General features: G+C 60.0%; 14 protein-coding genes. 12 read left to right on the top strand and 2 right to left on the bottom strand.

Annotated elements, in window-relative coordinates; translation table 11 throughout:
* The coding region (locus tag VN887_05590) for a hypothetical protein (GenBank protein HXT39477.1) at positions 1–201 on the bottom strand (201 nt) is incomplete at its 3' end.
* A gap of 278 nt (positions 202–479) precedes the next feature.
* On the opposite strand from VN887_05590, the gene VN887_05585 reads away from it, so the two are divergent.
* The 8 genes from VN887_05585 to VN887_05550 all read left to right on the top strand — a co-directional run bounded on the left by VN887_05585 (position 480) and on the right by VN887_05550 (position 9,521).
* The gene (locus VN887_05585; protein ID HXT39476.1) at positions 480–1,637 is read left to right on the top strand and encodes a PQQ-binding-like beta-propeller repeat protein; all 1,158 of its coding nucleotides are present in this window, start codon (positions 480–482) and stop codon (positions 1,635–1,637) included.
* Positions 1,638–1,741: 104 nt separating this feature from the next.
* Positions 1,742–2,206, top strand: a complete 465-nt coding sequence (locus tag VN887_05580) for a hypothetical protein (protein ID HXT39475.1) — start codon at positions 1,742–1,744, stop codon at positions 2,204–2,206.
* Positions 2,207–2,234: 28 nt separating this feature from the next.
* The gene (locus VN887_05575; protein ID HXT39474.1) at positions 2,235–3,581 is read left to right on the top strand and encodes a coproporphyrinogen-III oxidase family protein; all 1,347 of its coding nucleotides are present in this window, start codon (positions 2,235–2,237) and stop codon (positions 3,579–3,581) included.
* A 123-nt stretch (positions 3,582–3,704) separates the two neighbouring features.
* Complete coding sequence (locus VN887_05570; protein HXT39473.1) at positions 3,705–5,810, top strand: right-handed parallel beta-helix repeat-containing protein; 2,106 nt, start codon at positions 3,705–3,707, stop codon at positions 5,808–5,810.
* A complete protein-coding gene (locus VN887_05565; GenBank protein HXT39472.1) occupies positions 5,807–6,397 on the top strand; it encodes a hypothetical protein in 591 nt (196 codons plus the stop codon). The genes VN887_05570 and VN887_05565 overlap by 4 nt, the downstream gene beginning before the upstream one ends.
* The gene (locus tag VN887_05560; GenBank protein ID HXT39471.1) at positions 6,394–7,713 is read left to right on the top strand and encodes an NAD(P)/FAD-dependent oxidoreductase; all 1,320 of its coding nucleotides are present in this window, start codon (positions 6,394–6,396) and stop codon (positions 7,711–7,713) included. Before VN887_05565 ends, VN887_05560 begins: the two co-directional genes overlap by 4 nt.
* A complete protein-coding gene (locus VN887_05555; protein ID HXT39470.1) occupies positions 7,710–9,068 on the top strand; it encodes a glycosyltransferase family 4 protein in 1,359 nt (452 codons plus the stop codon). Before VN887_05560 ends, VN887_05555 begins: the two co-directional genes overlap by 4 nt.
* A gap of 9 nt (positions 9,069–9,077) precedes the next feature.
* Positions 9,078–9,521: a thioesterase family protein gene (locus tag VN887_05550; GenBank protein HXT39469.1), complete on the top strand. Its 444-nt coding sequence runs from the start codon at positions 9,078–9,080 to the stop codon at positions 9,519–9,521.
* 75 nt (positions 9,522–9,596) lie between these two features.
* Here the strand turns inward: VN887_05550 and VN887_05545 are convergent, their stop codons facing one another.
* Positions 9,597–10,040 carry a hypothetical protein gene (locus VN887_05545; protein HXT39468.1) on the bottom strand — a complete coding sequence of 148 codons (444 nt, stop codon included), beginning with the start codon at positions 10,038–10,040 and terminating at the stop codon, positions 9,597–9,599.
* Between the two features lie 91 nt (positions 10,041–10,131).
* Between VN887_05545 and VN887_05540 the strand changes: the two genes are divergently transcribed.
* The 4 genes from VN887_05540 to VN887_05525 all read left to right on the top strand — a co-directional run.
* The gene (locus VN887_05540; protein HXT39467.1) at positions 10,132–10,701 is read left to right on the top strand and encodes a hypothetical protein; all 570 of its coding nucleotides are present in this window, start codon (positions 10,132–10,134) and stop codon (positions 10,699–10,701) included.
* 7 nt (positions 10,702–10,708) lie between these two features.
* Positions 10,709–12,013 carry an AMP-binding protein gene (locus tag VN887_05535; protein HXT39466.1) on the top strand — a complete coding sequence of 435 codons (1,305 nt, stop codon included), beginning with the start codon at positions 10,709–10,711 and terminating at the stop codon, positions 12,011–12,013.
* Positions 12,014–12,104: 91 nt separating this feature from the next.
* On the top strand, positions 12,105–12,803 hold the full coding sequence (locus tag VN887_05530) for an ABC transporter ATP-binding protein (GenBank protein ID HXT39465.1): 699 nt from the start codon (positions 12,105–12,107) through the stop codon (positions 12,801–12,803).
* Positions 12,800–14,650: FtsX-like permease family protein (locus tag VN887_05525; protein ID HXT39464.1), on the top strand; the 1,851-nt coding region annotated here is incomplete at its 3' end. The genes VN887_05530 and VN887_05525, both read left to right, overlap by 4 nt.

Here is a 14,650-nt window from a genome sequence, read left to right as displayed (position 1 = left end):
CAGGTCGCCTTTCGTTCGTCCGCGACCGTGGCACTTGATGCAGCTCGATTCGAAGATCGGCTTGATTTCCGCCGCAAAATCGACCTGGCGGTCCGCCGGCGGCGGCAGGGATCTCGCTTGCTCAGGCGTGATTCCGGCCTGTGCGACACGATGCGCGATCAACAAAAAAAACAGCACTGCAATGGTCAAAGGGCGCTTCATCTAGCTTAGAATCTAATAAGGTAACGACGGAAAATGAAGGGGAAAGTTTCAAAGAAATCTGAAAGCGCGCCCGTATCGCGACGAAAATATCCTCTGGCGGGACGGGTTCCGGGTCCGACGACGCAGGTCTGTTGAAACTCCGGAACGGCCAAAATAATACGTATAGGTATTATGCGGTTGCCAAAGCCGCCCGTCTGTTGAATACTTTCACCAGCCGGGAACCCTTCCGATGTGGGGCAGCAACGATGAAATGTGGAAAACCCACGAAGGGCTTTTTTATGAAATCTGCGCGTTCGACCAACCTGAATCTGGCGGCTGCCGCGGCAATTTTCATTGCCACGCTCGACACGCACGCGTCGGAAGATCGTGAGACGGGCGCGAACTGGCCGATGTTTCGGGGCAATCCGGCGCTGACCGGCGTCGCTGCGGGCACCCTGCCGGACAAGTTGTCGCTGCTCTGGAGCTTCAACACGGGCGGACCGGTCAGATCCTCGGCGGCGATCGTGGATGGCCGCGTGTTCATCGGCTCGGGTGGCAGCAATGTCTTCGCGCTCGAACTGTCGGGCGGGAAAAAGATTTGGGCGGCCAAAACCGGCGGACCGGTCGATTCCTCGCCGCTCGTGCTCGACGGAAAAGTGTTTTTCGGTTCGACGGACAATTCGCTTTACGCGGTGGACGCGGCAACCGGCAAGCAACTGTGGAAATACGAGACCGGAGACAAAATCCTCGGCGCGCCAAACTGGGTGAAATCTCCGAAGGGCGGCGCGAACTGGGTGCTGGTAGGCAGCTACGATTTCAAGCTGCACTGCCTCGATGCCGCCACGGGCAGGACGAACTGGGTTTACGAGACGGGCAATTACATCAACGGCTCACCCGCAGTGTTCGAGGGCAAGACCGGCTTTGGTGGATGCGACGGACTGTTGCACCTGATCTCGCTGGCCGACGGGCAGCAGGTCAAAGAGGTCGAGGTCGGCGCGCCGATCGCCGGTTCGGTGGCGGTGGCGGACAATCGCGCCTATTTCGGCCACTACGAAAACGAGTTTCTTTGCATTGACCTCGACAAAGGCGAGCGCGCCTGGACGTTCAAAGACCGGGACTTTCCCTACTTCGCCTCGCCTGCCGTGACGAAGGATCGCGTCGTGTTTGGCGGACGCGACAAGCGTCTGCATTGCGTGAAGCGCGACACGGGCGAAGCTATCTGGGCGTTTAGCACGCAAGGAAAGGTGGACAGTTCGCCGGTCGTGGTCGGCGACAAAGTAGTCGTCGGGTCGGACGATGGTCGGCTTTACGTCGTGTCACTGACGACGGGCAAGCAGCTCTGGGCTTATGAAATCGGCAAACCGATCGGCAGTTCACCCGCGGTGGTGGATGGCAGGATTGTCGTCGGGAGTGATGATGGGAGTGTGTATTGCTTTGGGTTGAAGCCGCCAAAATAAAATGCGTAATGCAAAATGCCCCTCACAACGTCCGATCGGAGTTTTGGAAGTGGCAGCATGCGTCCATTACCTTCGAGCAGGTTAAGAGCCTAAGTGAATTCCTTGTGAATGAAAGGATCGAGCAGCCTCATCCTTTGCACATCCCGCTCATGACTGCGCTTCACACTCTTTACGGCAAACCTTTGAAACAGAGAAAGGAGGTTCGCGTTGGGGAAGATATTGTTCCCAGTGAATTCAAGGATATTCATGCTTCATTGATTACTATGCGTGACAAGATTCATGCCCACACCGACGTTGACGGACCGACAACGGCAACCAATGAATCGCTCAATAAAATTGTAGCCTTCGTTTCCAACGGGAATGTCCGTTTTGCCGTCTCTGTGATTTTCCCGAGGAACATCCAAGTCGAGAAGATCCGTGATTTGGCCGACACTCTTTCCAGAAAGACTTGGTATCACGCAGAGAAGATTTGGGAGAAACAGATGAAGGGCGTTTATGTGAAGGACGGCGAATACGAAGTGAATCTCTCTGAGAACGCCAGCGAGTTTTTGAGGCCCCTTTCATTATGACTTAGTACGAATGCGGCATTTTTGAAATATGAGCACTGGCACCATTGCAGCCGAAACTCCAAAAGCCCCGCCGCTGGAGAAACAGACGACGGTCGGCAATTACTTCGTCTCGAACTATCCGCCGTTTTCATTCTGGAAACCGGAGTTCACGCCGGAAGTGTATTCCGCGATGGAGCGCCCGCCGAAGCCCGGTGTCCCGCTCGGCATTTATGTGCATATTCCGTTTTGCCGGAAACGCTGCCACTTCTGCTACTTCAAGGTCTATACGGACAAGGATTCAGCGGCGATCAAGAACTACATCGAAGCCGTGCTCAGGGAGATGGCGATTTACGCGGCCAAACCGTTCATCGGCGGACGTAAACCAAACTTCATTTACTTCGGCGGCGGCACACCGTCGTATCTCTCGGTGGACCAGCTCAAACATTTGACCAACGGCATGAAGTCCATGCTGCCATGGGAAGAGGCGGAGGAAGTCGCCTTCGAGGCCGAGCCGGGCACGCTCACGGACCACAAATTGAAGGCGATTCGTGAACTCGGCGTCACGCGCCTGAGCCTGGGCGTTGAAAATTTTGACGATCACATCCTCGAAATCAACGGTCGCGCGCATCACAGCAAGGAAATCGCCCGCGCCTATACTTACGCGCGCGAAATCGGCTTTCCGCAGGTCAACATCGACCTCATCGCCGGCATGGTCGAGGAAACCGAGGAGAACTGGCGGGAGAACGTGCGCAAGACCATCGAGCTGTCGCCGGACAGCGTGACGATTTACGAGATGGAGGTTCCTTACAACACGACGATTTATCAGCGCATGAAGGCCGAAGGCAAACTGGTCGCGCCCGTCGCCGACTGGGAGACGAAGCGCGGATGGGTCAGTCATGCCTTCGCCGAACTGGAAAAAGCCGGCTACACCGTCGCCAGCGCCTACACCGCGGTGAAGAACAAGAAGAAGACGAAGTTCGTTTATCGCGACAAACTGTGGGAAGGCGCGGATTTGCTGTCAGTGGGCGTGGCGAGCTTTGGGCACATCGGCGGCGTTCACTATCAGAACCACGCAGACTTCGATCCTTACGTCGCCCAAATCGAGCAAGGCAAACTGCCGATTTACCGCGCACTCACGCCGAACGACGACGAGCGGTTCATCCGCGAGTTCATCCTGCAACTCAAGCTCGGCCATTTGAGCCTTGCGTACTTCCGAAAGAAGTTCGGTGTCGATCCGGAGAAACGTTTCGCCGAACCACTGCAACGTTTGAAGGACTGGGGCTTTCTGACCATCGAAGGCGATCAGGTCCTGCTCAATCGTGAAGGGCTGCTGCAGGTGGACCGCCTGTTGCACGAGTTCTTCCTGACGCAACACCGGACGACGCGATATGTCTGAACTTGGTCGCAATAAACATCTCCGCTTGAGCGCAGCCGCGACGAGCATTGCTGCGCTGGCAATTGCCATCGGATTGGCTACCGGTCCACGGAAAAGCATGGGTCGGGCGGTGAATAATGACTGATGAGAATCTCCTGGAACAAAAGCCTCGTCGTGCCTGTCTTGATGGCGATGGGATTGGCTTTTTTCGCAAATCCCGCTTCGGCAGCGGAGACAGATCTGTACGTTTCAACCGCTGGCAACAACGCGAATCCCGGCACGAAAGCGAAACCATTCGCCTCGCTCGAAGCCGCGCGCGACGCTATCCGCCTGCGTCGGGCTTCGCAGAGCGCGGTCAAAGGGCGTTTCACCGTCTGGATTCGTGGCGGCATTTACCCGCGAACGCAGAGTTTCGAGCTGACCGCCCAGGACAGCGGCACAAAGGAGTCGCCGATTGTTTATTGCGCCTACAAAGAGGAAAATGTGCGCCTGGTCGGCGGACGAACGTTGAAAGGATTCGGGCCGGTAACGGATCCGTCGGTGTTGTCGCGGCTGGACGAGAAGGCGCGCGGTCACGTTCTGCAAACGGACCTGCGCGCGCAAGGAATCGACGACTTTGGCCAGTTGCGGTCGCGGGGCTTTGGCCGGCCGATCGTTGCAGCGCACGCGGAGTTGTTCTTCGGCGGCGCGCCCATGACGCTGGCCCGCTGGCCCAATGAAGGCGAATGGGAGCAGATTGCCGGGTTTCCGGACGACGCCGGGCAAGGCGACGATCACGGCGGCAAGATTGGCACGCTGGAGGGAGGATTCAATTACACCGGCGACCGGCCTCGTCGCTGGAAGGACACGAGCGACCTGTGGGTGCACGGTTACTGGGCGTGGGACTGGGCGAATTCCTACGAGCGCGTTGAGTCGCTCGATCTTGAACGGCGCCGGGTCAAGACCGCGCCGCCGCACGGGCTCTATGGTTTCCGCAAGGGCCAGCGGTTCTACTTCCTGAACGCGCTCGAAGAGCTCGACCAGCCGGGCGAATACTACCTCGATCGCAAGACGGGCATTCTCTACTTCTGGCCGCCGAAGCCCATCGAGTCCGGCGAGGCCCTGTTGTCGCTGCTGGAGACTCCGTTGCTCAAAATGACGGATGTGTCCCACGTCCGGGTTGGAGGTATGATTTTGGAATGCACGCGCGGCGATGCGGTCACCATCACTGGCGGTGAAGCCGACCAGATCACTGGCTGCGCGATTCGATTGATCGGCGATTACGGCGTCCGGATCGAGGGAGGTCACGGTCATCAGGTTGCCAGTTGCGACATTGAAAACACCGGCGACGGAGGCGTGTCGCTGTCGGGCGGCGACCGCCAGACGCTCGCGCCGGCCGGACACGTGGTCGAGAATTGCCACTTCCAGAAGCAGGGCCGTTGGTCGAAGTGTTACGTGCCGGCGGTGCTGATCGGCGGCGTGGGTCAGCGCGTTTCCCACAACCTGATCCACGATCACCCGCATTGCGCGATTCTATTTTCGGGAAACGAGCACCTGATCGAGTTCAACGAAATCCATCACGTCGCGCTTGAGACAGGCGATGTGGGTGCGATCTACGCCGGTCGTGACTGGACGTTCCGCGGGAACCGCATTCGCTACAACTTCATCCATGAAATCGGCGGCGTTGGAATGGGTTCAATGGGCGTTTATCTGGATGACTGCGTGAGCGGCGTGGAAGTTGTTGGAAACATCTTTTACCACGTGACGCGCGCCGCGTTCCTCGGTGGCGGACGCGATCACCGGGTGGAGAACAACATCTTTGTGGACTGTAACCCCGCGGTGCAGCTCGACGGCCGCGGATTGGACCGGTCGCCCGTGTGGCACGACATGGTTTATGATTATATGAAAAAGCAACTGGCCGCCGTGCCGGCGGCGCTCTATCGCGAGCGTTATCCTGAGATCGCGGCGCTCGACAGGTATTACGCGACGGACGGTGGGGTCCCGCCGGAGCACAACGTGGTCGCGCACAATGTCTGCGCGGGCGGTAAATGGCTGGAGGTCGGCTGGCACGCGAAACCCGGGATGCTCGAGTTGCGTGATAATTACGTCGGCGACGATCCCGGTTTTGTGGACACGGCCAGAATGGATTTCCGCCTGAAGGAAGGTTCGCCGGTCTGGAAAACCGGTTTCAAAAAAATCCCGGTCGAGCAGATCGGTTTGCGCGATGACCAAGGCCGCCGCGCGGTGAAGCAGTTGAAAGCCGCATCATGAATTCCCGGCCTCCATCAACAGCCGCGCGAGAGAAATCGAACGAGTTCGTACTGGCTCACCCGCTGGACGAGTTTTACGCGCGCATGAAATTGCCGCTGCCGCCTCTTGATCGGGTGGACGGCGAGGCCGTGCCCCAGCCTTACCGGCAGTTGCTCGTGCATAACGACGACATGACACCGACGCTGGAGAGGTTTTATCGGCGCGACATTCACCTCCATCTGCTGGGCCGGCGGCAGCAGGGCCACGAGTATTTTCGCGAGGTGGTGCTGCTGCTCGATGGCACCAACGAGCCGGTCGAGTTCGGCGCGATCAAGATTTATCTGGATCGTTTCACACCGGAAGCGCGCCGGCAGATTCTGGAGGAACAGCGTCCGCTCGGACACGTCATGCAGGAATGCGGCGTCAAACACACCAGCCGGCCCAAGGCATTCCTGCGCCTGGCGTCGGACCGGTTTATTAACGAGGCGCTGCGGCTGTCCGGCGCCAACGTCCTCTACGGGCGGCGAAACACCCTGTTTCATCCCCAAAACCGGCCGCTGGCGGAAATCGTCGAGATCCTGCCACCGTTGCCGGCTCGCGACTCGTGAAAGCCGATACCACAATACAGGCGGGCGGATACAAACATTATGATGCCATCGTCATTGGCGGCGGCCCGGCCGGTGCCGCCACCGCGGCGATTCTGTCGGGCCATGGCCACCGGGTGGTGGTGTTCGAGCGTGAAAAATTCCCCCGTTATCACATAGGCGAGTCGCTGTTGCCCTTCACCTTTCACCCGCTGGAACGGCTTGGTCTCGTCGAGAAGATGCGCGGATCCGCGTTTGTCAAAAAATACAGTGTCCAATTCGTGTCGGTCTCCGGCAAAGCGTCGCAGCCGTTTTACTTTTTCAACCGTTACGACCGCGACACGGTCGCACAAACATGGCAGGTGCTGCGTTCGGAATTCGACGTGATGCTCCTGAACAACGCCCGCGAAAAGGGCGCGACCGTGAAAGAGAAAACGGCGGTCAAGGAACTGGTAAAGGAAGGCGGACGTGTCGTTGGAGTCCGCGTGCAAAACGAAAGCGGGGAGATCACCGAATACCGCGCGCCGATGACGCTCGACTGTTCGGGGCGCGAAGCCTTTGCCGCGGTAAGACACAACTGGCGCGTGGGCGACCCCGAATTGCACAAGGTCGCGGTCTGGACCTATTACAAGGGCGCAAAGCGGGACGCAGGCGTGGACGCCGGGGCCACCACCGTGGCGTTTGTGCCGGAGAAAGGCTGGTTCTGGTACATCCCCCTGCACAACGACGTCGTCAGTGTGGGGGTCGTGGCCGAGGGAAAGTATCTGACGCGCGATGGCGTCAAGGATCCCGCGCAGATTTTCAAACGCGAAATCGAACGGAACCTGTGGATCAGGGAATATCTCTCCTGCGGCGCGCAGTCGGGTCCGCATTACATCACAGGGGAATTCTCGTTCCATTCCCGCTATTGCAGCGTCGAAGGACTTCTGCTCGTCGGCGACGCGTATTGTTTTCTCGACCCGGTCTTTTCGTCCGGTGTCATGCTGGCGCTCAAGAGTGGTGTGATGGCGGGCGATGCCGTGCATGAGGCGCTTGTTGCGCGCGACTTTTCGCCCGGCCGGTACGAGGATTATGCGGCCAGACTGCGCGAGGGCATCGAGAACATGCGCAAACTGGTGTACGCCTTTTATGATCCTGACTTCAGCTTTCGCGAGTTGACCGACAAATATCCCGATCTCGCGGGCGACATCACCGACTGTCTGAGCGGCGACGTGAACAAGGACTTCACGCGTCTGTGGACCGCAATCAAGGAATTTGCGGAAGTCCCGGCGCCCTTGCCGTATGGTCGGCCGATGACGAAGCGTGAAGCAGCATCGTTGGCGACAGAACAGGCCGAGTGAACATCGTCCAGATCACCCCCGGCGCGGGCGGCATGTACTGCGGAAACTGTTTCCGCGACAACGCGCTTGTCGCCGCGTTGCGTCAGCAGGGTCAGGAAGTCCTGATGGTCCCCCTTTATTTGCCAATGACGCTGGATGAGGAGGATGAGAGCCGCGGCACGCCGATTTTCTTCGGCGGCGTCAACGTTTACCTCGAACAGAAGTGGGCGCTCTTCCGTCACGCGCCGCGATGGCTCCATCGCCTGCTGAAATCGCCGACCCTGTTGAAATGGGCGGCGGGCAAGGCTGCCGGGACGCGCGCCGAGGACGTCGGCGATCTTACAATCTCCATGCTGCGGGGTGAGGAAGGGAATCAGGCGCGTGAACTGGACGAATTGATCGGCTGGCTGGCGCAAAAGCCGCATCCGGACGTGATCTGTCTTTCAAACGCGCTGCTCGTCGGGCTGGTGCGCAAACTGAAACAGGAACTACGCTCGCCGGTCGTCTGCATGTTGCAGGGCGAGGATTATTTTCTCGATTCGCTGCCGCAGGGGCAGCGCGATGAAGCATGGCGAACGCTGGCCGGACGGGCGGCGGAGGTGGATCTGTTCATCGCGCCGAGCCGCTACTTCAGCGAGTTGATGACCAGACGGCTTCGCTTGGCGGCGAACAAGGTCCGCGTGATTTACAACGGCATTCACCTTGCGGGATACGAGAAAACAGATGCGGCAGGCCGGAGCACGGAACCGCCGGTGCTGGGCTACTTTGCCCGCATGTGCCGGGAAAAAGGATTGGACCGGCTCGTTGAAGCGTTCCTTTTGTTAAAGCGCAACGCACGCACCAAGAATTTGAAGCTCCGTGTGGGCGGTGGCTGCGGTCCGTCTGACGAACCATTCGTCGAGGCGCTGCGCGAGCGCTTGAAAACAAACGGAGTGTTGCACGACGTCGAGTTTCATCCGAACCTGGACCGTGCCGCGAAGGTGCAATTTCTCCGGTCACTCGACATTTTTTGCGTTCCGGCGCTTTACGGTGAGGCGTTCGGTTTGTATGTCATTGAAGCACTGGCAGCGGGGGTGCCGGTCGCGCAACCGCGCGCAGCCGCATTTCCCGAATTGATTGAAGCGACCGGCGGCGGTGTACTCTACGAGCCCGGGGACGTGGAAGCGCTGGCCGGGGCCATCGAGAGTCTGGTCACGAATCCGGAAAAACGGCGCGCGCTTGGCGACGCCGGACGGCAGGTGGTGTGGCAGGCTTTCAACGCAGGGCGCATGGCGGAAAACGTGGGCCGCGCTTTTCAGCAAGTGTCCTCGGGCCGTCCCGCCCCCCAGGAAACCGGCGCCTCTTTTCAAATCGCAAATCGCCGCGCATCCGCATAAAATACGCTCATGGCTTACGAATTCAAAGCGGTGCGGCGCGTGGAATTTTCAGAGACCGACATGGCGGGCATCGTCCATTACTCGAATTTCTTCCGCTACATGGAGACCGCCGAGCACGCCTTTTTCCGGTCGCTCGGGTTTTCCGTCGTGACCGACAAGACCGATCCTCCCGTCGGCTGGCCCCGCGTCCATGCCGCGTGCGACTACGCGCAGCCATTGCGCTTCGAGGACGAGGTCGAAATCCACATGCTGGTCAGCGAGAAGAAGGCAAAGTCGCTCGGCTACGCTTTTCGGTTCCGCAAGCTGAACGCCTCGCCACCGGTGGAGGTGGCACGAGGAACACTGACCGTCGTCTGCGTCACGCACGACGAGAGCGGCAAAATGCGAGCGGCGCCCATTCCGAAGGCTCTCGCCGACAAAATCGAGGTGGCGCCGGAGGAATCGTGGAAGTAGTGACTCCGGGCCGCGAAGGCCACGGGTTCGTGTCGAACTCCGGCGGCGAGGAACTGAAACTTTTTCACCCGTGGGTCAATATGTCGGACGCGGCAGTGTGCGCCAGCTCGAGAGTTTTCCGTTAACAAACACCAGCTCAGCGCTGACATAATTGCGAGGGTCGTAGTCCCGATCGAGGTATCGCTCAAAAAACACATGGCCGCCGTGGGGTACTTCGCGAAACGTCCAATACCGCGTTTCCTGCATCGTTGTGCCCTCGTAAAGCCAGACCGTCTGGACGCCGCTGTTGCCGGTCTGGTTTTGGAGAATCTGGGCCGGAGCGCCCCAGGCGATATAGACTGCGTCCTGGCTCATGCCCGTTTTGATCTGGCCCTTGTCCACCAACTCCTTTTCATCCGGCGGCAGCGCGCCGTAAACCTCGTACTTTTCCTTTCGGCGCGACTCGACGGTGCTTGTTGCGCAACCGGCCAGTAACAGCAAGCCCAGCAGGACGACAATGGAGTGTTTCACTGTGTTCAAGACGTTATGGGGTCCACATTATTCAGCCCGGCGTAATGTAAGCCGATTCCAATTGAAGTAAAGCCGCGCCGGACCTATTATCCGCACACGTATGATTAATGCCAACTCTGATTCTCCCGGCCTCACCTGGCTCGCTTTCGCCCTGCTGACGGTCGTTTCGTGGGGCGTTTACGGCGTCTTCCTCCACACCGGGCAGGTCGCCATGGGCGATCCCGTCAACGGACGCTACAAGGCGTTTCTTTTCGTGGGCATCGCGTATTTCCTCACCGCGGTGATCGCTCCGCTCGCGCTTCTGATGATGAAAGGAGCGGCGTTCAGCGGTTATACGCACCGAGGGATGTGGTGGTCATTAGTCGCCGGCATTGTTGGCGCCGTCGGTGCATTTGGCGTGCTGCTGGCGTTCGGCGCCAAAGGGACACCGGCTGTAGTCATGTCCATCGTCTTCGCCGGCGCGCCTGTTGTAAACGCATTCTACGCGCTCATTCTGCATCCTCCGGCAGGGGGATGGGGCGCAGTCAAACCCCAGTTTTATCTGGGTATATTGCTGGCCGCGGTAGGTGGCTGTCTCGTGACGTTTTACAAACCCAATCCGCCGGCGCGCAGTGCAAAACCTGCCTCGGTCGAAGCCGTTCCTGCAGTGCCATCGTCGGGTCAGCACTGAGCTTCCGATGGCTGAGGATTCCTTGCACGCCCGGTCGGCGATCGTTTCGGCCCAATTCGAGCAATTGCGCCGGCTGCTCGCGGCGCTCGTTCCGGCGAATTCGTTCTACACAAGCAAGCTTTCTCGAATGGGCGCGACCATCGCGAGCCTGGAGAAATTTTCGGAAACCTTCCCGTTTACAACCAAGCAGGAAATCGTCGATGACCAGCGCGCCCACCCGCCCCACGGCACGAACCTGACGTATGCGCCTGACCGATACACGCGCTTTCATCAAACCAGCGGAACCACCGGGGCGCCGATCCGCTGGCTCGACACGCCGGAAAGCTGGAACTGGATGGTGGAAAGCTGGACTGAAATCCTCCGTGCCGCGGGCGTGGCCGCGCGGGATCGCGTCTTCTTTGCGTTTTCCTTCGGGCCGTTCATCGGATTCTGGCTCGCGTTCGAGGCGGCGCAACGCCTCGGCTGCCTTTGCATTCCGGGCGGCGGCCTCGGCAGCGCGGCGCGACTGAGGTTGATGATCGACAATGGCGCGACGGCACTTTGTTGCACACCCACCTACGCCTTGCGGCTGGCAGAAGTCGCCGCCGAAGAGAAAATCGATTTGCGGCGCGCAAAAGTGCAGACTCTCATCGTCGCGGGCGAACCGGGCGGCAGCGTCCCGGCGCTCCGGGCACGACTTCAGAAGCTGTGGCATGGCGCTCGCGTCTTCGATCACCACGGCATGACGGAAACCGGCCCGGTCACCTACGAATGCCCGAAGCAGGCCGGAGTTTTGCACGTCATCGAACCCGCCTACCTCGCCGAGGTTATTGAACCAGCGTCGGGCAAACCCGTCGAAGCCGGCCAGCAAGGTGAGCTCGTGTTGACCACGCTCGGCCGCGTCGGCTCGCCGCTGCTCCGTTACCGCACCGGGGATCTCGTCAAACCTGTCCGTCGACCTTCGTCCATCGACCCTCAACCGTGCATTTGCGGCCGTCACACCCTCGCTCTGGAAGGTGGCATACTCGGACGCGTGGATGACATGGTCGTAATCCGCGGCGTGAATATATTCCCCAGTGCTGTCGAAGACATCATCCGCGCCTGCGGCGATGTGGCGGAGTACCAGGTCACCGTAAACCGTGTTCATTCGTTGACCGAACTGAGCGTCCAGGTCGAACCGACGACGGAATGCTCCAGGCCGCTCGCACTCGCGGGGCGGCTTGAAAAAGATTTCCAGGATGCATTTGCGTTGCGCGTTCCCGTAAAACCGGTGCCAACCGGAACTCTGCCACGTTTCGAGATGAAGGCGAAACGATGGATAAAGGTCGCGTGAACCGGCGCAGCGCGACTCCGGCTTTGGTTTCGTCATCCGTTCGTAAGAAATTTCCTGCGACGCGCGGGCGGTTTTCGTCTAAAACTATACTATGTCGTTGCCCTTGCTCAGCCTGACCGATGTTTCCAAACGCTACGAATCACCCGATGACGCGGAGGGTGTCCCGGTGTTGCGCGATGTCACGCTGGAAATCGAGCGCGGTGAGTCGGCCGCCATCGTGGGACCGTCCGGTTCGGGCAAGAGCACGCTGCTGAATATCATCGGCACGCTCGACCGGGCCACGAGCGGACGGGTGCTGCTCGATGGCAGGGAGTTGAGCCGGCTTGACGAGACCCAGCTCGCCGCAGTCCGCAACCGCGAGATCGGGTTCGTTTTTCAGGCGCACCACCTCCTGCCACAGTGCACCGTGCTGGAAAACGTGCTGATCCCCACGCTCGCGGCCAGAGACGGCGCCCTGCGGGATGGTGCGGGCGAACGCGCCAGGCAACTGCTCGACCGAGTGGGTCTGGGCGCGCGGATTTCACATCGTCCCGGGCAGCTTTCCGGAGGCGAACGCCAGCGCGTGGCCGTCGTTCGCGCCCTGATCAATCAACCGAAACTGTTGCTGGCCGATGAACCGACCGGCGCGCTTGACCGCGCCGCCGCGCAAATCCTCGCCGATCTCCTCGTGCAATTGAACAAAGGCGAGGGCGTGACATTGATCGTCGTGACGCACGCGCTGGGTTTTGCGAAGCGGATGAGCCGGGTGCTGGAACTCAGGGATGGCGTGCTCGTGCCAGGTGATTCATGACCTTTTGGACGCTCATCCTTCGCAGCCTGCGCTTCCACGTCCGCTCGCATCTCGGCGCGTTGCTCGGGGCGATGGCCGGAAGCGCGGTGTTGATCGGCGCGCTGGTGGTCGGGGATTCGGTGCGGGGAAGCCTGCGCGAGATGGCGCTGGCGCGCCTGGGCAGGGTGCAGCTCGCACTCGTAGGCAACGACCGCTTTTTTCGCGCTGCCCTGGCGGACGAACTGGCGCACAAGGGACTGATCGAAGGCCAGGTCGCGCCAGCCATCCAACTGACAGCGACAGCTGGAACGCCGGACGACTCCGCTCATGTCAACCGGGCCCGGTTGCTCGGCGTCGATGAGCGATTCTGGTGGCTGAACAATGCCCAGCCTTCATTCAAGCCGCCCTCCGACGACGAAGTGGTGCTCAATCAACCGCTCGCCGATCAACTCAAAGTAAAGCCGGGGGACAGCGTTGTGCTGCGAGTGGCCAAGCCAGACCGCCTTTCCCGGGAAGCGCCCATTTCACCACAGGAAGACGCTTCCGTTTCCCTCAGACTGAATGTGGCGGCGATCGCGTCCGACGCGGAGTTTGGCCGATTCAGCCTGCAAGCGAGTCAAATCGCTCCATTCAATGCGTTCGTTTCGCTGGCCACGTTGCAAAAGCAGTTGCAGCTTCCCGGACGCGCCAATCTCCTGTTGGCGAGCACGGACGAAGATCCGTGGGCTGTGGTTCAAGCAAATGTCGCGCTCCGTCAAACCTGGACACTGGCCGACGCCGAGCTCGAACTGCGAGAACTGCCCGCAGTCAACGCGCTAGAACTGCGTACGGGTCGTTTATTCCTCGATCCGCCGGTGGCAGACGCGGCACTCAAATCAGCCACGAACGCGTCCGGCGTTCTGACTTATTTTGTCAACGAACTGCGCGTCGGCGAGCGAGCGGCCCCCTATTCAATGGTTGCGGCCATGGGTGCTCCGGTGGTTCCCCCGGCCATGCGGGACGGGGAAGTGATCATCAACCAGTGGCTCGCAGACGATCTCGGCGCGAAACCGGGCGACAAGCTCGACTTGAGCTACTACGTCATCGGACTGTCGCGGCGGCTTGAAGAGCGGACCAATGAATTCATCGTGCGCACGATTGTGCCTTTAACCGGCGCGGCGGCGGACCGCACACTCATGCCCGATTTTCCAGGTCTGGAAAAAGCGGAGAGCACCCGCGATTGGGACCCGAGCCTGCCGGTGAAACTCGCGAGAATTCGGCCGAAAGACGAGGAGTATTGGAAAAGCCACCGAGGCACGCCGAAGGCGTTTGTCACGCTCGCCGCCGGGCAAAAGATGTGGGGCAATCGCTTCGGCAACCTGACCGCTGTGCGATATCGGTTTGAATTGCCTTTGTTTTCCCGCGGTCTGCGCTCGGTGGCGCCGATCGAACTGTCCCCCGGGAGCACGGCGGTTCCTCCTGCGTCGCCACCACGGGACTCGGAGTCCCCGACCGCGTTTTCCGGATTCCTGAAGAGGTTCCGGGTGGAGTTGGAGAAGAAGCTCATCGCAACGCTCGACCCGGCTTCCATCGGATTAAGCTTCGAGCCGGTGCGACAACAAGCCCTGGCCGCGGCCGAACAATCGCAGGATTTTGGCGGACTGTTTCTTGGGTTCAGTTTCTTCCTCATTGCCGCCGCCCTGCTGTTGATGGCCTTGCTGTTTCAATTCGGGATCGAGCAACGTGCGGCGGAAGTCGGCATTCTGCTCGCGCTGGGTTTCACACCGAAACAAGTGCGGCGGATGTTGCTCCTCGAAGGCGGGGCGTTGGCCGTCTTGGGCGCCGCGCTCGGCGTGGCTGGCGGCGTGGCGTACTCACACGCCATGCTG

Source organism: Candidatus Angelobacter sp. (genome assembly GCA_035607015.1).
Lineage (GTDB): Bacteria > Verrucomicrobiota > Verrucomicrobiia > Limisphaerales > AV2 > AV2.
Note: the sequence above shows the minus strand (reverse complement) of the source record. Positions and strands in the feature narration are given on the sequence as shown.

Coding starts and splice junctions, on each gene's coding strand:
- VN887_05565 (HXT39472.1), top strand. CDS start 5,807: ATGAATTCCCGGCCTCCATCAACAGCCGCGCGAGAGAAATCGAACGAG.
- VN887_05575 (HXT39474.1), top strand. CDS start 2,235: ATGAGCACTGGCACCATTGCAGCCGAAACTCCAAAAGCCCCGCCGCTG.
- VN887_05570 (HXT39473.1), top strand. CDS start 3,705: ATGAGAATCTCCTGGAACAAAAGCCTCGTCGTGCCTGTCTTGATGGCG.
- VN887_05535 (HXT39466.1), top strand. CDS start 10,709: ATGGCTGAGGATTCCTTGCACGCCCGGTCGGCGATCGTTTCGGCCCAA.
- VN887_05530 (HXT39465.1), top strand. CDS start 12,105: ATGTCGTTGCCCTTGCTCAGCCTGACCGATGTTTCCAAACGCTACGAA.
- VN887_05540 (HXT39467.1), top strand. CDS start 10,132: ATGATTAATGCCAACTCTGATTCTCCCGGCCTCACCTGGCTCGCTTTC.
- VN887_05550 (HXT39469.1), top strand. CDS start 9,078: ATGGCTTACGAATTCAAAGCGGTGCGGCGCGTGGAATTTTCAGAGACC.
- VN887_05585 (HXT39476.1), top strand. CDS start 480: ATGAAATCTGCGCGTTCGACCAACCTGAATCTGGCGGCTGCCGCGGCA.